Genomic DNA, 16,581 nt, shown 5'->3' on the forward strand with positions numbered 1-16,581 from the left:
GCGGACCGCGTTCTGTCGCGCTAAGAGATTGTCCGACTGCGCGACGTCACCTCATCGCGCCCAGGGGAGGAGCGGAAACGTCACGCCGACGCCAGCTCCCGGCGGGCGGCCCGGCGCCGGGCCGCGGCCTCGGGGTCGAGGGCGGGTACGGCGGCGAGGAGTTGCCGGGTGTACGGGTCCTTGGGGCTGTCGTACACCTCGTCGGCGGGCCCGGTCTCCACGATCCGGCCGCGGCGCATGACCGCGACCCGGTCGCTGACCTGGCGGACGACGGCGAGGTCGTGGGCGACGAAGACGAGCGCCAGCCCGAGTTCGCGCTGGAGTTCGCCGAGCAGGGCGACGACCTGGGCCTGGGTGGTGACGTCCAGCGCGGAGACCGGCTCGTCGCAGACGATGACGCGCGGGTCGGCCGCGAGCGCCCGCGCGATGCCCACGCGCTGGCGCTGGCCACCGCTGAACTCGTGCGGGTAGCGGTCGTAGTGCGCGCCTTCGAGCCCCACGCGCTCCAGCAGCTCGACCACCCGCCCCCGGATGCGCCCCTCGTCCCTGTCGCCGCGGGCGCGGAGCGGGTCGGCTATCGACTCGCCCACGCTGCGGCGCGGGTTGAGCGAGGAGACCGGGTCCTGGAAGACCATCTGGAGGGCCGGGTCGACGCCCACACGCGCGTGCCCGTCGTAGCGGACCTCGCCCGCCGTCGGCTCCAGCAGTCCGACCAGCATCCGGCCGAGCGTCGTCTTGCCGCTGCCGCTCTCGCCGACGACGCCGAGGGTCTCGCCCCGGCGGACGGTCAGCGACACGTCGTCCACGGCCGTGAACGCCCGCTTGCCGCGCCCGAACTCGCGCCGCAGGCCCGTCGCCTCCAGGACCACCTCGCCGGACGCCTCGGAGGGCGTACGCGCCGCGTCCACCCGCGGGACGGCGGAGAGCAGTTCACGCGTGTACGGCTGGGTGGGGGCCCCGAGCACACCGGTGACCGGGCCCTGTTCGACCACCCGGCCGTGCCGCATGACGAGCACCTGGTCGACGCTCTCGGCGGCGACGCCCACGTCGTGCGTGACGAGCAGCAGGCCCATGCCGGTCTCCTCGCGCAACGTGTGCAGCAGGTCGAGGATCTGGGCCTGGACGGTCACGTCGAGAGCCGTGGTCGGCTCGTCGGCGATCAGCAGGTCGGGTTCGCAGGCGAGCGCCATGGCGATCAGCGCGCGCTGGCGCATGCCGCCGCTGAACTCGTGCGGGCGGGACCCGGACCGGCGCGGGGCGTCCGGGATGCCGACCCGGTCGAGGACCTCCACGGCACGCGCGCGTGCGGCTCGCCGTGACACGCGGGCGTGCACGCGGTACACCTCGGCGATCTGGTCGCCTATCGCGTAGTACGGGTCCAGGGAGGACAGCGGGTCCTGGAAGACCATCGCCGCCTTCGCGCCGCGCAGTCGTCGCAGTTCGGCGTCGGAGGCGGCCTGTACGTCGATGCCGGCGACCTCGATCGAGCCGCCGACCCGCGCGCCCGTGCCGTGGTGCAGGCCGAGCAGGGCCGAGGCGACCGTGGACTTGCCGGAGCCGGACTCGCCGACCAGCGCGAGGGCGGCGCCCGGCGCCAGGGTGAAGGAGAGCCCGTCCACGGCCCGCAGGTCTCCGAACTCCACGGTCAGGTCAGTGACTCGGACCAGACTCACGTCAGTACCACCCGTCGGTCGGCCAGCGCGTACAGCACGTCCGCGACGGCGTTGGCGAGGACCACGAAGAAGCCGATGACCAGAACCATGCCGACGACCACGGGCAGGTCGACCACGGTGACGGCGTGGACGAGTTCCTGGCCGATGCCGGGGAGACCGAAGAGGCTCTCGATCAGCACGGCTCCGCCGACCGCGCTGCCGACGTCGTTGGCGTTCAGGGCGATGATCGGCGCGAGCGCGCCGCGCAGCGCGTGGCGGCCGACGATCGCCCGCTCGCCGACGCCGTAGGCCCGGAAGGTGCGGATGTGGTCCTCGGCGAGGGTCTCCAGCATCGACGCCCGGGTCAGCCGGGCGAAGTAGGCCGCTTCGGCGACCGCGAGGGTCACCCAGGGCAGCAGCAGGTTCCAGGCCCACTGCTCGGGGTCGTCGGAGAAGGAGACGTACTCCGGGAACGGCAGCAGCTCCAGTTGCCCGCAGACCACGATCATCAGGACGAGGCCGATGACGAAGACCGGCGTGGAGATGCCGGCCAGGGTGAGGCCGGTCAGGGCGCGCTCGGTGAACCGGCCGCGCCGCCAGACGGAGAGGATGCCGGTGCCGACGCCCAGCAGCAGCCAGAGCACCATCGCGCCGATCACCAGCGACAGGCTGACCGGCAGCTTGGTGAGGATGATCTGCATGACCTGCTGGTCGCTCTGGTACGAGAGCCCGAGGCAGGGGGCCGCGCAGTGCGCGACGGAGGTGCCGGTGGAGTAGTCCTGGCCGGCGACGATGCCCTGGAGGAAGTGCCCGTAGCGCACGTACAGCGGGTCGTCGAGTCGGAGTTGCTGGGCGACCTGGTGCACCTGTTCCGGCGAGCAGCGAGGGCCGCAGGTGATCTGTGCGACGTTGCCGGGGGTGACGTAGAAGACGACGTAGACGATCACCGAGATGGCCAGCAGGGTGACGACCGCGCCCACGGCACGGCGCAGCGCGAATCCGGCGAAGCCGTTCATGACCGGTCCTCCTTCGCGGCGGTCGGCTGTGCCGTCCGCGGCCCGGCGTCCGCCTTCGTCTGCTGCTTGCGGCCGGTCCCGACGCGCAGCCGGGAGGCCGAGCGCGGGTCGAGGGCGGTGCGGACGCCGTCGCCGAACACGGTGAGCGCGAGCACGGTCACGAACAGTGCGCCCGCGGGCAGCAGCAGGTACTGCGGGGCCGCCTGGTACCAGACGTTGGCGGAGGTGAGCATCTGGCCCCAGGACGGGGTCGGCGGCTTCACACCGACGCCCAGGAAGGACAGCGAGGCCTCGATGGCGATGTTGGCCGGCACCATGAGCGCGGCATACGTGATGACGGGCGCGGCGAGGCCGGGCAGCAGTTCCCGGCGGGCGATCCGCCAGGTGCTCCAGCCGCTGAGCCGCGCGGCGGCCACGTAGTCGAGGTTCTTCAGGGAGAGCGTCGCGGCGCGCGCGATCTTGCCGATGGTGCCCCACGCGACGAAGCCGATGATGAGGGAGACCAGGACCGGCCTGGGGAAGCTGCTGGGCACGACGGCCAGCAGGGCCAGGGCCATGATGATCAACGGCATGGCGACGATGATGTCGGTGATCCGGCTCAACAGTTGATCAACCCATCGGTTGCCGAGTCCGGCCGTGACACCGACGACGACACCGAGGAGGACCTGCACGGTGGTCGCCGCCAGGGCGACGCCGAGGGAGACCCGTGCGCCGTAGACGAGCCGCGCGAACAGGTCCCGGCCGGTCCCCGGTTCGACGCCGAGCCAGTGGTCGGCGCCGACGCCGCCGAGGGAGCCGATGGGCACACCACCGCGCGCGGAGTCCACCAGGGCGGGGTGGTAGGTGGTGGGGTCCTGGCCCTCCAAGGCGGTGAGCAGCGGCGCGGTGAGCGCGACCAGGACGAGCAGCGCGACGATCCCCGCCGCGACCAGGGCGGCCCGCTGCGCACGCAGCCGCCGCCAGAACCGGCGGGCCCCCGAAGCCCCCGAGGCGAGCGCCTCGGGGGCCTGGGGGGCGACAAGTGCCTCGCTCACGTCGCTACTTCACCGCGACCTGGGAGATGTCCAGGACACCGGTCCAGTCGCTGATCACGACGTTCCTGATGTCCTTGCCGACCAGCCGCTTGTAGACGGGGTGGAACAGCGGGACGGTCAGCGCCTGTGCACCGATCTTCTTGTCCAGCGCGCCCCACCGCTCGGCGGCGGCGTCAAGATCGGTCAACTTGTTGATCGCGTCGATCTCGGCATTGACCGATGCGTCGTTGAGCAGACCGGAGTTGAAGTTCGCGCCGTCCTTGACGATCTGCCGGCCGTCGAAGATCGGGGCGAGGAAGGGACCGCCGGAGGGCCAGTCGGCGCCCCAGGCGGAGAGGAAGAAGCCGGGCTCGGTCTTCACGCTGTGGACGGTGTCCGAGTAGTTGTTGTCCTCCAGGCCCTGGAGCTTGACGGTGATGCCGGCCTTCTTGAGGGCGTCCTGGACGGCGGTCGCGATCTCGGGGCTGGTCTTGAAGTTCTGGGCGTTGTCGTGGGTGAGCGTGACCGTGAGCCCGTTCGGGTAGCCCGCCTCCTTCAGCAGCTCCTTGGCCTTGGCCACGTTGCCGGTGGCACCGGCCGGGAAGAGGTCGTAGGGCGTGTAGCCGAAGGACTTCTGGTTCGGCAGGAAGGTGGTCGCGGGCTCGGCGAGCGCGCTGCCGCCCGCGGCGTTGACCACGGAGGACCGGTCGACGGCGTAGGAGACCGCCTGGCGCACCTTGGCGTTGTCGAACGGCTTCACCGTCGGGTTGAACGCGATGTAGTTGGTGTAGCCGAAGTGGCCGGTGCCGACCCGCGCGGCCAGCTCCTTGTCGCCGGTCACCTTGGCGAGTTCGGCCGGGCCGAGATTGGTGTCCGTGGTGACGGCCGCCGCGTCCGCGCCCTGGGACGCCGAGAGCCGCTGGTTGATCACGGAGGAGTCGAGCCCGGAGCGGACGTCGATCTTGTCCGGGTAGGCCTTGCGCTGGTCGTCGACGGACGCCGTCCAGTACGTGTTCCGCTCCAGCACCAGGTGCTCGCCGTCGTTGTCGTTCTCGACGACCTTGTACGGGCCGGAGGAGACCGGGTGCTCCTCATACCTCGTACCGGTGTCCTTGGCCTTCGGGACGGGCGCGAACTGCGTCTGCGTGGCCAGGTAGGGGAACTCGCCCTCGGGCTTGTTCAGGTGGAAGACGATCGTGCGGCTGTCCGGCGTCTCGATCGCCGACAGCCCCTTCTTGTCCTTGTACGGCCCCTGGTAGCCGGCCGCGCCGGCCAGCCAGTCCCGCAGATAGGGCGCGCCGCCGGAGAGCTCGGGGGCGAAGGAGCGCTCGATGCCGTACTTGATGTCGGCGGACGTGATCGCGGTGCCGTCCTCGTACTTGAGGCCCGCCTTGAGGGTGTACGTCCACACGGTCGCGTCCTTGTTCGGGCGGCCGGTGTCGGTGGCCAGGTCGGGGACGACCTTGGTACCGGCGGCGCCGTTCGCGCGGTTGCGGGTGGTGAGCGTGCGGAACACCAGGGAGGGCACGTTGCCGCCGCCGGAGGTGTACAGGCGGGCCGGGTCGAAGTCCGACTGGGGGTCGGAGTTCAGCACGGTCAGCGTGCCGCCCTTGTGCGGCGTGGAGTCGCCACCGGAGCCCTTGGCATCGTTGTCCTTCGGCCCGCAGGCGGCGGCACCCGCTGCCACGACCAGGCTGACGGTTGCCACGGCCGCACGGCGCGCTCTGGCGGACGGTTGACGCATCGGAATGACGACCTCTCGGAAGGCGTGTCTCAATTGACGAGACAGATTGACGAGGAGTGAGACGAAAGTGAACAGACGTCTGCCCGGGCGTCAGGTCGTCGAAAGAGCCGTGACCCAGGTCACGGCGGCACAGGAGAATCGCGACACGAACGCCGGAGGGCGACGGTCAGCGACAGTGGATGTCGGCCACGCAGAGCGCGGTCACGCCGATGAGCGCCAGCTCGATGGCGGCGCGCGAAGAGGCGTGGGGGGACGACATGCCCAAAAATATGAAGGAACTTTCTGCGCATGTCAATGTGATGTATGCGCCACCTGTCAACTCCTGGGATAGGGCCAGGGGTTGGGGAGACAGTGGATTCCGTCGTGGTCGAGGAACTTGGTCTGCTGCTGCATGACCGGCGCCGGCTCGCCGTCCTTGTCGCACGTCACGTGGCCGTAGCCGAGCCGGTGGCCCACCTCGTGGTTGATCAGCATCTGCCGGTAGGCGTGGATCGCGTCGCCGTACGTCTTGCTGCCCTGCGCCCACCGGTACGCGTTGATCATCACGCGCTGGGTGGACGCCGAATCGCAGGACACGTTGTCCTCGGTCGTGTCGAGGCCCGACTTCGCACACCACTTGGCGGTGGTGCCGGGGCTGGCCAGCGTGATCACGAAATCGGGCCTGCCGGAGGAGACGCGCTCGAAGGTGCGGGCGCCGTCGTGGGCCCAGCTGCGGTCATCGTTGAGCGTCTTCTGCACGGCTTCCGCGAACAGTTTCCCGTCCAGGCCCAGCCCCTGCTCCACGTCGACGCGGTAGGTGTACTTCCGGCCCCTGCCGGGCGCCTTCGCGCTCCCGGGCACGGCGGTGAACTTCCCGGAGCCGGCCAGCTCGGCGCCGAGCGGGTACTTGGTGTCCATCGCCTGCGCGTACGACAGCGTGGCCAGACTCGGCGAGGCGGACGTGGACGGCGTGGTCCGGCTGTCGCCGCGCGAAGCGGCTCCGTCGGTGGCCCGCGCGTCGGCGCCCGATCCGGCGCGTGCACCGCCGTCACGACCGTCGGCGACCTGTCCGGCGACGATCACCGCGAGCACGGTGGTGACGGCGGCGGCCGCGATGCCGGTGAAGGTTCGGCCCTTGCCGCCCCTGGGCTGCGCGGGTTCGCCGGTGGGCGGCGCCTCGCCCTCGCCGCCGTACGGCTCGGCGGCGAGCGGCGAGGTACGCGGGCCGGGGAACCGCCGATACGTTTCCGCACGCTGCGTGCCGATGCCGGAGCGGGGCGTGAAGACGTCGGCTTCTCCGTCGAAGGCGTCGACTTCCCTGTCGAAGGCATCGACGTGGTCCTGCCGGGGGCCGCCGGGGGAACCCCGCCGCTGCCGCGGTATCGACACGCCGCCCGGCCGGCCTGCGCTCGCCTCCCGCTGCCGGGACTGCCCGTCACGGCCCCGGGCAACGCCGGCCGCCGGGGTACCGCGAGCCGCGCTGACGTCAGCTGGGGTGCCGTCAGCCGGAGCGCCGTCGGCGGAACGCACCGCGCCCACGCCGGCCGTGCCCGCGGCGTCGCCCTGGGGTGCCGGGCCGCGGCGGCTGTGGCGTCCCACCCGTCCCTCAGCTCCCCGTGCCCGCAGCGGCGGTGCCGCCGCCGGACCTCTCGGCGTCCGCCAGCAGTTCCCGGAACGCCCCGGCCACCACCCCCGGGTACTCCATCATCGCCACGTGCCCGGCGTCCGGCATGGACAGCAGGCGGGAGTTGCGGAAGCTGCGCGCGGCCCGCTGGGCCATGCGGTAGCCGACGAGCTGGTCACGCGCGCCGTAGATCAGCAGCGTGGGGGCGAGGACGCGCTCGGCCTGGCGCCACAGCCCGTGCTGGCCGCCCAGGGTGTACGCGTTGATGATCCCGCGCGCGGACCGCGCCATCGCGTCCCAGAAGTACGGCAGCCGCAGCCGCCGCTCCAGCTCCTCCACCGCGTACTCGAACGCCTCGGGCGTCACCCGGCCCGGATCGCCGTAACAGAGGGACAGGACGCCCCGTACGCGCTGCTCGGCGGTCCACCTGCCGGTCGTACGGGTGAGGAGTCCGGCGATGCCGGGCAGGCCGATCAGGATCGTCGGCACGGCGGTGCGCTGCACCCGCAGCTCGGGCAGCGCCGGCGAGACCAGGGTGAGCGTGCGGACGAGGTCGGGGCGGACGGCGGCGATCCGGGTGGAGACCGCGCCGCCGAGCGAGTTGCCGAAGAGGTGGACCGGGCCGCGGCCGGCCGCGTCGAGATAACGGATGACCGCGCGCGCGTGCCCGGTGACGGAGTAGTCGCCGTCGTCCGGCGGCGGAGAGTTGCCGAAGCCCGGAAGGTCCACCGCCTCGCCGTCCACGACGCCTTCGAGCCGCTCCATCAGCTCCGACCAGTTCTGCGAGGAACCGCCGAGTCCGTGGACGTACAGCGCGGGCGGCAGGCCCTCGCGCGCGGGTGGCCGGGAACGGATCGACAGGGTCACGCCGGGCAGTCCCACCGACCGCAGCCGCTCGCCCTCGGCGACTCTGACGGCCTTTGCCTTCGGGAGCACGCTGGTGGGCGGTACGGACGGCAGCTCGGTCGACGACATGGGCCAATGTTACGAGACGATCACACAGTGGTTCGTGTGTTCGCCGTCACAGATCCACCGGGCGTGCCCTACGGCGGCGCGGGCACGCGGCACCGGACACACGCGACGAACGGCCCAGGCGACATGGCGTCCGCATCCGGTGTCTCCTACGCTCGTAAACAGGGCACCCGTTTGTGGCCCCCTGCTCAGCCAGGGACGTTCGAAGGAAGGGAGCCCCACCATGACTTATGAACCGACCGACCCCGACGCGCTCGACGATCTGGAGGCGGAGGACACCCCCGAGATCGACGTCGAGGCCCCGGAGGGCGACGCAGCCGAGCAGCACACGGACCTCGCACCGTCCCACGACGATCCGCTCACCACGGTGGACCCGGAACGCGCGAACGAGGCCGATCTGGCCGAGCAGGCACGTGTGGTCTCGCACGACGAGGACGACTACCGCTGACGCGACCGGTCTCCGGCGGCCCCACCTGCTCTGTCCGTATTTCCCGGTGCATTTCCTGGTGCGGCTTTCGCCGCCGTCCGGTACGTGAAATTCTGCGCTCGCACCGCGCACATCACGGTTACCGAAAAGTACGATGGCCGGGCGGCGCGATCCGCATGTGGACGACTTTGGGAGGCGGCGTGACAGCCATCGAGCAGACAGAGGCGGCACGCCCGCGGGGCACTCGCCTGCCGCGCCGTGCCCGACGGAACCAGCTGCTGGGCGCCGCCCAGGAGGTTTTCGTCGCACAGGGGTACCACGCGGCCGCGATGGACGACATCGCCGAACGCGCCGGTGTCAGCAAGCCCGTTCTCTACCAGCACTTCCCGGGCAAGCTCGACCTGTACCTGGCGCTGCTGGACCAGCACTGCGACGCCCTGATCCAGGCGGTACGCGGCGCGCTGGCGTCGACCACCGACAACAAGCAGCGCGTCCGCGCGACCATGGACGCCTACTTCGCGTACGTCGAGGACGACGGCGGTGCCTTCCGCCTGGTCTTCGAGTCCGACCTGACGAACGAGCCCGCGGTGCGCGAGCGCGTCGACAAGGTGACGACCGAGTGCGCCGAGGCGATCTGCGACGTGATCGCCGAGGACACCGGCCTCTCGCGCGCGGAGTCGATGCTGCTGGCCTCCGGCCTCGGCGGACTCGCCCAGGTGGTGGCGCGCTCCTGGCTGCACAGCGACCGCAGCGTCCCGCGCGACCAGGCGGTTCAGCTGCTGGCCTCGCTGGCCTGGCGGGGCATCGCCGGCTTCCCGCTGCACGGCATCGATTCCCACCACTGACCGGGGCGGCGCCCACGGGCGGGCCGCCCGCGCCGCATTCCCGTTCGCTGTTCGCTCCTGGCGTGCACGCCCGCAGCATGTACGTCCCCTCACCGGGCTAATGTGTGCAGCGTACGGCGCGTAAGGTCGCGCACTTCACTGACCGTCGGAGGGACATAGCCGTGGAGGTCAAGATCGGCGTGCAGCACGCGCCTCGCGAGATCGTTCTGGAGAGCGGTCTGAACGCCGAAGAGGTCGAACGCCTCGTCGCCGACGCGCTGTCGGGCAAGTCGCAGGTGCTGTCCCTGGAGGACGAGCGCGGCCGCAAGGTCCTGGTCCCGACGGACCGCCTCGCATACGTCGAGCTCGGCGAACCGACCGTGCGCAAGGTCGGATTCAGCGCGCTCTAGTCACACACGACGCAGGGGCCCGGCGGACACCCGTCCGCCGGGCCCCTGCGTCGTGTCCGTCCTCCCCATGCGGCCCACACGTCACCCACAGAGGAGGATTGCATTCCGCAGGTCACGGGTATGACGGGCTACGACCGCGAAGCACCGGCCGGCCGTGGGAGGGACCCCCCGTGATGTTCCTGGAAGTCCTTGGATCCGCCCTGCTCGGCCTGGCCCTGGCGTGGGCCGCGAACAGCCGCCTGTCCCACCGTCTTCCGGCCCGCCCGCTGGTGTTCTCCACGGGTGTCGCGGGAGCCCTGTTCGGGGACTTCGTCACCCACAGCGCGCTGGGCCCCGGCACTGCCTTCGTGAGCCTCGTGGGTGCGGCGGTCGTCTCGGCGGCGTCCCTCTCCCTGCTGCTGCGCCCCGCGGGCCGCCGCCTGCGCCGACGATCGATCCCGGCGTAGCGCCCGGCGCCGGGATCCCTGACCCGCCCTGGACCGGAACCCCCGCGACGGGCGTCAGGCGGCCAGACCCAGCGCGGCCATCCGCTTGGTGTGCGCCTCGGTGATCCGCGAGAACATCCGTCCCACCTCGGCGAGATCGAAGCCGTCGGCGACCCCGCCCACCAACATGGTCGACAACGCGTCCCGGTCGGCGACGACGCGCTGCGACTGCGACAGCGCCTCTCCCATCAACCGCCGCGCCCACAGCGCCAGTCGGCCCCCCACCCGGGGATCGGCGTCGATGGCGGCCCGTACCTTCTCCACCGCGAACCCGGCATGCCCCGTGTCGTCGAGAACGGCCAGCACCAGCTCGCGCGTGTCGGTGTCCAGCCGGGCTGCGACCTCCCGGTAGAAGTCACTGGCGATCGAGTCGCCGACGTACGCCTTCACCAGGCCCTCCAGCCAGTCCGACGGCGCCGTCTGCCGGTGGAAGCCGTCGAGGGCCGCGACGAACGGGTCCATGGCCTGCGTCGCGTCCTCGCCGATCTCCGTCAGCCGGTTCCGCAGCCGCTCGAAGTGGTGGAACTCGGCCGACGCCATCTTCGCCAGCTCGGCCTTGTCGGACAGCGTGGGCGCCAGCTTGGCGTCCTCCGCGAGGCGCTCGAACGCCGCGAGCTCGCCGTACGCGAGCGCGCCGAGCAGGTCCACGACCGCGGCTCGGTACTGCGGGTCGGCGGCCGCCTGTCCCCAGTCCTGGGCGGCGACACCGGTCGGTTCGGCGGAGGCGGTCTCAGGCTTGTCAGAGCTCGTCATGAAGCGCACAATAGCCCGCTCGCCGCCTCGGGGAAGCGCTGGGGGAAACCCCCGAGCGGTCGCCGAGCGGTCCCCCGGCGACCCCTCACGAGTCCCGGAAAGTCGTGGAAGTCCTGGGGGAAGCTCCTGGTCAGCCACCGCGAGTACCACGACGTGACCAAATCGGCCATCGCATGTGCACGATTCCGGGGTATGGTGGTAATGCGCCTGCTGGTACGCCGTCTGTTTCAGACGTGCCTCGACAGGCCGCACGTATGAGGATGCCCGGTCGGTGGCCCGATCGGCTCCGAACCGACAGCCCTCCCGGCGCGTACGGCACATCGCGTACGTCGACCGGAGGGAGACACCCTCAGCGGTACGAGCGCTAGAGCGTCGGCAGAGGTCCCGTGCACTACGGCGTGCCCCCCACAGCCCGTCCGTAAGGCAGCCGACGTCCCCGGCACGGTCCGTCAAAGACCCCCGCGCTCGCCTCGTGCCGCGCCACACAGAAGAGGCAGCACCCTGACTACGACGTTTCGAGAACTCGGGATCCTCCCCGAGACCGCCGAGGCCCTGGAAGCCGTCGGCATCATCAACCCCTTCCCCATCCAGGAGATGACACTCCCGGTCGCCCTGTCCGGCACCGACGTCATCGGCCAGGCCAAGACCGGCACCGGCAAGACCCTCGGCTTCGGTCTACCGCTCCTGGAGCGCGTGACCGTCCCCGCCGACGTGGAGGCCGGCCGCGCCGCCCCCGAGGCCCTCACCAACGCCCCGCAGGCGCTCGTGGTCGTCCCGACCCGCGAGCTGTGCACCCAGGTCACCAACGACCTGCTGACGGCCGGCAAGGTCCGCAACGTACGCGTTCTCGCCATCTACGGCGGCCGGGCCTACGAGCCGCAGGTCGAGGCCCTGAAGAAGGGCGTCGACGTCGTCGTCGGCACGCCGGGCCGTCTCCTCGACCTCGCGGGCCAGCGCAAGCTCGACCTCAAGCACATCAAGTCGCTCGTCCTCGACGAGGCCGACGAGATGCTCGACCTGGGCTTCCTGCCCGACGTCGAGAAGATCATCGACATGCTTCCGGCCAAGCGCCAGACCATGCTGTTCTCGGCCACCATGCCGGGCGCGGTCATCGGCCTCGCGCGCCGGTACATGAGCCAGCCCACCCACATCCGCGCCACCGCGCCGGACGACGAGGGCGCGACCGTCGCGAACATCGCGCAGTTCGTCTACCGCGCGCACTCCATGGACAAGCCGGAGATGATCGCGCGCATACTGCAGGCCGAGGGCCGCGGGCTCGCGATGATCTTCTGCCGCACCAAGCGCACCGCCGCCGACATCGCCGAGCAGCTCCAGCGCCGCGGTTTCGCCTCCGGCGCCGTCCACGGCGACCTCGGCCAGGGCGCCCGCGAGCAGGCGCTGCGCGCCTTCCGCAACGGCAAGGTGGACGTCCTCGTCTGCACCGACGTCGCCGCGCGCGGCATCGACGTCGAGGGTGTCACCCATGTCATCAACTACCAGTCCCCCGAGGACGAGAAGACCTACCTGCACCGGGTCGGCCGTACCGGCCGCGCGGGCGCGTCGGGCACCGCGATCACGTTCGTCGACTGGGACGACATCCCGCGCTGGCAGCTCATCAACAAGGCGCTGGACCTGAAGTTCCCCGACCCGGTGGAGACGTACTCGACCTCCCCGCACTTCTTCGAGGACCTGAAGATCCCCGCGGGCACCAAGGGTGTCCTGCCGCGCGCGGAGCGCACCCGCGCCGGGCTCGACGCGGAGGAGCTGGAAGACCTGGGCGAGACCGGCGGCCGCGGTGGCCGCGGTCGCGGTGGCCGGGGCGGTCGCAACGAGTCCCGCGCGGAGTCCCGTACCGAGGAGCGCGAGCGTCCGGCCCGTACCCCGCGCCGCCGTCGTCGCACGCGCGGCGGTTCGGCCATGGAACCGGCCCCCGGTACGACGGCCACGTCGCCGGCCGCCGAGACCGCGCCGCCCGCCGCCGAGGAGGCCACGGCCACCCGGACCCCGCGCCGCCGACGCCGTACCCGCGGCGGGGCGTCGCAGGAGCCGGTGGCGGCCGCCGCGCCGGTGACCGTGACGCCCGAGGCCGTCGTGGAGACGGTGGAGGCCGTGCCGGAGCAGGCCGCGCCGGAGAAGCCGCGCCGCCGCCGCACCCGCCGCTCCGCCGAGTCCGCGCCGCAGGCGGAGGTCACTGCGGTGACCGCCCCGGTGACCGAGGTTCCCGAGGCCGCCCCCGCGGCCGTGGAGCCGGCCGTCGCCGAGCCGAAGCCGCGCCGCACGCGCAAGGCGACGGCCGCCGCGGAGGTCGCGGTGGACACCGCCGAGGCCACCGAGACCAAGCCCCGCCGCACCCGCAAGACGGCAGCCGCCGCCCCGGCGGCCGAGACCGCGGAGGCGGCCCCGGAGGCCGCCGTCGAGGCCCCGGTGGCCCCGGCCCGCCGCCGCACCCGCAAGACCGCCGCGCCGGTCGAGCAGGTCGAGCAGGTCGCGACCGCCCCGGAGCCGGAGGCCGCCGAGGAGCCGAAGCCGCGCCGCACGCGCAAGGCGACGGCCGCCGCGGAGGTCGCGGTGGACACCGCCGAGGCCACCGAGACCAAGCCCCGCCGGACCCGGAAGACGGCAGCCGCCGCCCCGGTCGCCGCCGAGGAGGCCACGGAGGAGGCCAAACCGCGCCGGCGTACGGCGCGCAAGGCCGCCGAGGCCGCGGTCGACACGGCGGAGGCCACGGTCGACACGGCGGACGCCGCGGTCGACACGGCGGACGCCGCCGAGGCCAAGCCGCGCCGCACCCGGAAGACGGCAGCCGCCCCGGAGACCGCCGTGGCGGACGCCGAGGCCGCGCCGAAGCCCCGCCGCACCCGCAAGACGGCCGCCACCGCCGTCGAGCCGGTCGAGCCCACGGCGGATGCGGAGGTCAAGCCCCGCCGGACCCGGAAGACGGCAGCCGCCGCCCCGGAGACCGTCGAGGCCGAAGCCCCCGCGCCCAGGCCGCGCCGGACCCGCAAGGCCGCCGAGGCCGCGGTCGACACGGCGGACGCCGCGGTCGACACGGCGGACGCCGCCGAGGCCAAGCCGCGCCGCACCCGGAAGACGGCAGCCGCCCCGGAGACCGCCGCGGACACCACGGAAGCCACCGAGGCCAAGCCCCGCCGGACCCGCAAGACGGCAGCCGCCGCCACCGCGGAGATCCCGGCGCAGGCCAGCGGCGAGCCGGAGGTCAAGCCCAGGAGCCGGACCACCCGCAAGGCGGCCGAGTCCGCGGCGGCGGCCGACGCCGAGGCGAAGCCGAAGGTCCGCCGGACCCGGAAGGCGACCGCCGCGGCTCCCGAGGCCTGAGCCGACCGAGCCATCACGACGGCCCGGCCCACCCCGTGTGGGCCGGGCCGTCGGCGTCCCCACCCCGGGCCGGGCGCCGCCCCCGGACGGCGGGCAGCACTTCGAAAACGGTCCACGGCGACGCTGACGGCGCCCCCACCGCGCGCAGCGCCCCCGACCACAAGCACCCCCGCCCCCCAACCGGCCGGATTCACCCACCGTCCCCCGGTGCGTCGCGCGCCGCCCGTTACGCTCTCCCCCATGAGCAGGCCTTCTTCCTTCGTCCCGCCCGCCGGTGCTCACGCGTACGCGCTCACCACCGCGCGCGGTGAGTTCGCCGTCGTCGACGCGCCCGTGGCGGCCGGGGTGGAGCCGCGGGGGACCGCACTGCTGCTGCCCGGGTTCACCGGCAGCAAGGAGGACTTCAACCTCCTGCACCCGGCTCTGGGCGCCCACGGGTACCGGACCGTCGCGGTGGACGGCCGTGGGCAGTTCGAGTCCGACGGACCGCATGACGACGAATCGGCCTACGCCCAGGAGGAGTTGGCGCGGGACGTGCTGGCGCAGGCGGCGGCCGTCGGCGACGGGCGGCCGGTGCATCTGCTGGGCCACTCCCTGGGCGGCCAGATCGCCCGGGCGGCCGTGCTGCTCGACCCCACGCCGTTCCGGTCGCTGACGCTCATGGCCTCGGGCCCGGCTCAGATCTCCCCCTCCCAGCAGCAGCGGGTGAAGCTGCTGCGGGACGCCCTCGCCGTGATGTCGATGGCCGAGGTGTGGGAGGCGATGCAGGCTCTGGAGGCGCCGGAGGAACTGGACGAGGGGCCGGTGGACCGCGAGGATCTGCGGCGCCGCTGGCTGCACAACAAGCCGGCGCAACTCCTCGCCACCGGACGCCAGTTGTGCACCGAGCCGGACCGCGTCGCCGAACTCGCCGCCGTCGCTCTGCCGTACCACGTGCTGTCGGGCGCGCGGGACGACACCTGGCCGGTGCCGCTGCTGGACGAGATGGCGCTGCGGCTGGGCGCCCGCCGTACGGTCGTCGACGGCGCGGAGCACTCCCCCAACACCGACCGGCCGGCACCCACCGCCGAGGTGATCGCCGCCTTCTGGGAGAGCACGGAAGGTTAGGGGCTGTCCGGCGGATCATGCCGCAGACGCGGGGTCTGGTGCGCCCTCCCCCACTGCCCGAAAGGCGTGGGGGGGACCCCCAGCGGCGTTGTCGTCGGTCCCCGACGTCCCCCAGCCTCCGGCCGGGAGGTGCCCCCACCGCGTCGCCCGCCGCGGCAGCGGCTGATCGGCCACGGCTCCTCCGCCGTGCAGCCGGACGCACCAGACCCCGCTCACCTCGGCCGACGAGTCACCCTTGCTTCCCTGCGACCTGATCCGCCGGACAGCCCCTAGAGCGCGAAACGCCTCGCACACGCCGGACGCGCGCCCCTAGTACTGCGTCCGGAGGTGCTCCCAGAAGCCGTCGCGCAGGGCCCGGCGCAGGTCGGCCTGGCCGCGCAGCGAGTACTGGAGGAGGGTCTCGGCCTCGACGAGCAGGTCCTGGTCGACGGACCCGGGCAGGTAGGGGTGGCCGGGGAGCAGCTCGACCAGCGCCTCACGCCCCCGCGCGGACAGCCACTTGGCGGCGATCTGCGCGCCGACGAAGCGGACGTCCTCGCGGGTGGGTCTGGTGGCGCCGGCGTCGTAGGCCGGGGCGGCACGCCGGGAGACGTACGGCTTGAAGAACTGGAGGTCGAGGGTGCGCTGGCTGTCGACCTCCCAGAGCAGCGGCTCGGCCTGGTTGCGGCCCTCGGGGGCCTCGATGCCCCAGAGGTGGACGCGGGCGCCGTACCCCTGGGCCGCCTCGACCGCGGAGACCAGGTCCTCGTCGCCGCCGAGCAGGGCCGCGTCGCTGATCGCGCGGTGCCGGGCGAGTGACTCCAGGTCGGTGCGGATCAGGGAGTCGACGCCCTTCTGCTGGTTGTTGGCGTTGAGGTTGCCGAGGCGGACCTTGACGTCGGGGAGTTCGGCGATGACCTGCTGCTCGGCGGTGTGGATGCGGCGGCGGGCGCCGTCGTACCAGTAGACGCGCAGCAGCCTGCTGTCCGCGAAGATCTGGCGCGCCTTGTCGATGAGCGCCTCGATCAGTCCTTCGGCGTCGAGGTCGAAGGCCCGGCGGTCCTCCGTCCCGGCGACGAGCCGGCCCGTGGCCGCGTAGAGGTAGCCCGCGTCGACGAAGATCGCGTGCGTCGAGGGCGTCTTGGCCACTTCGGCGAGCATGCGGGTGAGCAGCTCGTTCGTGCGGTCGATACGGGCCTGGAGGGCGGGGAGGTCGTCGTTCATCACCTCCATTGTCCCGGCGGTCACGCTGCGAACACA

Annotated in this window: 15 protein-coding genes; 6 read left to right on the top strand and 9 right to left on the bottom strand. The window is 72.5% G+C overall.

The window, feature by feature from the left end; translation table 11 throughout:
* Positions 1-80 precede the first annotated feature (80 nt).
* The 7 genes from ACZ3KP_RS08740 to ACZ3KP_RS08770 form a co-directional block, all read right to left on the bottom strand.
* Positions 81-1,673, bottom strand: a complete 1,593-nt coding sequence (locus ACZ3KP_RS08740; protein WP_467497582.1) for a dipeptide ABC transporter ATP-binding protein — start codon at positions 1,671-1,673, stop codon at positions 81-83.
* Positions 1,670-2,668, bottom strand: a complete 999-nt coding sequence (locus ACZ3KP_RS08745; RefSeq protein ID WP_467497584.1) for an ABC transporter permease — start codon at positions 2,666-2,668, stop codon at positions 1,670-1,672. Before ACZ3KP_RS08745 ends, ACZ3KP_RS08740 begins: the two co-directional genes overlap by 4 nt.
* Positions 2,665-3,702: an ABC transporter permease gene (locus ACZ3KP_RS08750; protein WP_467497586.1), complete on the bottom strand. Its 1,038-nt coding sequence runs from the start codon at positions 3,700-3,702 to the stop codon at positions 2,665-2,667. The genes ACZ3KP_RS08745 and ACZ3KP_RS08750 overlap by 4 nt, the downstream gene beginning before the upstream one ends.
* A 4-nt stretch (positions 3,703-3,706) precedes the next feature.
* Positions 3,707-5,425, bottom strand: coding sequence for an ABC transporter substrate-binding protein (locus tag ACZ3KP_RS08755; protein WP_467497588.1), 1,719 nt, complete (start codon positions 5,423-5,425; stop codon positions 3,707-3,709).
* A gap of 166 nt (positions 5,426-5,591) precedes the next feature.
* Complete coding sequence (locus tag ACZ3KP_RS08760; protein WP_338059060.1) at positions 5,592-5,684, bottom strand: Ms4533A family Cys-rich leader peptide; 93 nt, start codon at positions 5,682-5,684, stop codon at positions 5,592-5,594.
* Between the two features lie 56 nt (positions 5,685-5,740).
* Positions 5,741-7,003 carry a DUF3152 domain-containing protein gene (locus tag ACZ3KP_RS08765; protein WP_467497591.1) on the bottom strand — a complete coding sequence of 421 codons (1,263 nt, stop codon included), beginning with the start codon at positions 7,001-7,003 and terminating at the stop codon, positions 5,741-5,743.
* Positions 7,004-7,010: 7 nt separating this feature from the next.
* On the bottom strand, positions 7,011-8,003 hold the full coding sequence (locus ACZ3KP_RS08770) for an alpha/beta fold hydrolase (protein ID WP_467497593.1): 993 nt from the start codon (positions 8,001-8,003) through the stop codon (positions 7,011-7,013).
* A gap of 220 nt (positions 8,004-8,223) precedes the next feature.
* Here ACZ3KP_RS08770 and ACZ3KP_RS08775 point away from each other — a divergent pair, with 220 nt between their 5' ends.
* From ACZ3KP_RS08775 to ACZ3KP_RS08790, 4 genes are all read left to right on the top strand, one after another.
* A complete protein-coding gene (locus tag ACZ3KP_RS08775) occupies positions 8,224-8,448 on the top strand; it encodes a hypothetical protein (RefSeq protein ID WP_467497595.1) in 225 nt (74 codons plus the stop codon).
* A 179-nt stretch (positions 8,449-8,627) separates the two neighbouring features.
* Positions 8,628-9,272 (top strand): TetR/AcrR family transcriptional regulator, encoded by a 645-nt coding sequence (locus tag ACZ3KP_RS08780; protein WP_358984265.1) that lies wholly within the window; start codon positions 8,628-8,630, stop codon positions 9,270-9,272.
* Positions 9,273-9,433: 161 nt separating this feature from the next.
* Complete coding sequence (locus ACZ3KP_RS08785; protein WP_207921709.1) at positions 9,434-9,661, top strand: DUF3107 domain-containing protein; 228 nt, start codon at positions 9,434-9,436, stop codon at positions 9,659-9,661.
* 173 nt (positions 9,662-9,834) lie between these two features.
* Positions 9,835-10,107, top strand: a complete 273-nt coding sequence (locus tag ACZ3KP_RS08790) for a hypothetical protein (RefSeq protein WP_467497598.1) — start codon at positions 9,835-9,837, stop codon at positions 10,105-10,107.
* A gap of 54 nt (positions 10,108-10,161) precedes the next feature.
* Here the strand turns inward: ACZ3KP_RS08790 and ACZ3KP_RS08795 are convergent, their stop codons facing one another.
* Positions 10,162-10,908: a ferritin-like fold-containing protein gene (locus ACZ3KP_RS08795; RefSeq protein WP_467497600.1), complete on the bottom strand. Its 747-nt coding sequence runs from the start codon at positions 10,906-10,908 to the stop codon at positions 10,162-10,164.
* 585 nt (positions 10,909-11,493) lie between these two features.
* Between ACZ3KP_RS08795 and ACZ3KP_RS08800 the strand changes: the two genes are divergently transcribed.
* A complete protein-coding gene (locus tag ACZ3KP_RS08800; RefSeq protein WP_467497602.1) occupies positions 11,494-14,235 on the top strand; it encodes a DEAD/DEAH box helicase in 2,742 nt (913 codons plus the stop codon).
* Positions 14,236-14,475: 240 nt separating this feature from the next.
* Positions 14,476-15,342, top strand: a complete 867-nt coding sequence (locus ACZ3KP_RS08805) for an alpha/beta fold hydrolase (protein WP_467497604.1) — start codon at positions 14,476-14,478, stop codon at positions 15,340-15,342.
* Between the two features lie 309 nt (positions 15,343-15,651).
* Here ACZ3KP_RS08805 and ACZ3KP_RS08810 read toward each other — a convergent pair whose 3' ends face one another.
* A complete protein-coding gene (locus ACZ3KP_RS08810; RefSeq protein ID WP_467498075.1) occupies positions 15,652-16,554 on the bottom strand; it encodes an NYN domain-containing protein in 903 nt (300 codons plus the stop codon).
* Positions 16,555-16,581 lie beyond the last annotated feature (27 nt).

Source organism: Streptomyces sp. NPDC020958 (genome assembly GCF_055562175.1).